Origin of the sequence: Actinoallomurus acaciae (assembly GCF_042429965.1) — a bacterium.
In the GTDB taxonomy this organism is placed as follows: Bacteria; Actinomycetota; Actinomycetes; order Streptosporangiales; family Streptosporangiaceae; genus Actinoallomurus; species Actinoallomurus acaciae.
On record NZ_JBHLZP010000976.1, the window covers coordinates 1 to 1577 of the forward strand.

The following is a 1577-nucleotide window of genomic DNA, read 5'->3' on the forward strand; positions in this document are numbered from 1 at the left end:
GCCGCCTCGCCGACCTCGGCGCGCACGCGTCCGCGGCCGTCCCGACCCTCCGGCTCCTGGCCGGGGCCCTGGAACCGTGGACCGCCGTCGAGGCCGCGCACGCCCTCCACACCATCACCGGTGACGCCGCCGAAGGCGCGCACGTCCTGTTCCGGCCCGTCGCGGACCTGCTCCGGGGCACCGCGCGGCCCATCGTCCGGGCGGCCGCCCGGTATCTGACACGGCTGGCGGACCTGCCGCCGGGGTACGTCGCGACGATCCAGGCGGTCCTGTCCGAGGACCGGCGCCACAGCTGGGACGCCGGCTGGGCCGCGATCCACGACGACCTCGAGCTGCGCGCCGTCTTGCGGACCGCCCCTCACGGACCTGTCGGAGCGGCCGGTTAGCATCCACCGGTGACCAGTGATCAACTTCTTCCGTCGCCGGAGGAACAAGCGCGCTTCTGGGACCTGATCGAGGCGGCATGGACGCCCTTGGGCGAGGAGATCGACCGGACACGGCGCGCATTGGCGCGCCGGATTCCCGATGAGGACGGCGACGCCGCCCTCATCTCGATCATCGACGGCGCCGTCGAGGACTTCCTGGACAACCTCACGGAGCAGGCCCGGGCGCTGCCGGCGGCCGAGCTGACCGGCCTGGACCGGGTCCTGGAGCGCAAGCTCCACGACATCGACCGCGCGGACATCCAGGCGGTCACCGACGGCTCCGACGACGGTTTCCTGTACGCGCGCGGCTTCATCGTCGCGCTGGGCCGCGACTACTACGCGGCGGTCGCCGGCGATCCGGCGATGGCCGTGCTCGACGCGGAGTGCGAGCCGATGTGCTACTTCTTCGCGCACCTGCACCACGAGCGGTTCGGGCACTTCCCCGAGACCGGCTCGGGGATCACCCGGGAGTCGTGCTCGAACCCCACCGGCTGGCCGGCCTGACCACCCAGGCCCGTCCCGTACGGAATGCCACCGCGGCGACGTCACCAGGCCCGCCGCGTACACGCTGATCACCAGCCGTACGCGGTCACGGGCGGCGAGCCTGGTGAACGGCCCCGCCACATGCGCCTCGGCGGTGGCCCACGGTCACTACTGGTCCCGGCGAGGACGGCAGGCCGCGATGACCCTCACCGTGAGGTCGTCCCACGGGTGCCCTCCCTCCAAAGGCCACGGTGACCGGCGGCAGAAGCATCAGCGTCGGGGCCGTCACCGGGTCGACGGCAGCCCGAACCGGCAGGGCCATGACGAGCACGGGCAGCGGGATACCAGGGCCGCGCGAGCCGACCAGAGCCATGGCGAACACGGTGAGGGGGAACACACCGGCCCCGGACCTCACCAGGACCGCCCGCGTGTGCGGCGATGCCCGCCGCGGCAGCGCCGGACGAGGCGCGGCGTGCGCCGATCACGACCAGCCGATTCTCACCCGGCATCGGACCGCGGGCTACCCGTGACGCCGCCGATGCGGTCGCCGGGCCGATGCCCCGCGACACGGCCGCGCGGGCACCGTGGGTCGCCTGATCCACAACGAACCGGCCAGACCGCGCCGTCGCCCCGCCCACGCCAGGGGCGGACCGGCGCCTGAGACGACCT

General features: G+C 73.7%; 2 protein-coding genes. Both read left to right on the plus strand.

The window, feature by feature from the left end:
* Positions 1–386: hypothetical protein (locus tag ACFFNX_RS49530; RefSeq protein ID WP_378213441.1), on the plus strand; the 386-nt coding region annotated here is incomplete at its 5' end.
* A 9-nt stretch (positions 387–395) separates the two neighbouring features.
* Positions 396–929, plus strand: coding sequence for a DUF4240 domain-containing protein (locus tag ACFFNX_RS49535; RefSeq protein WP_378213442.1), 534 nt, complete (start codon positions 396–398; stop codon positions 927–929).
* The last annotated feature ends 648 nt before the right edge of the window (positions 930–1577 follow it).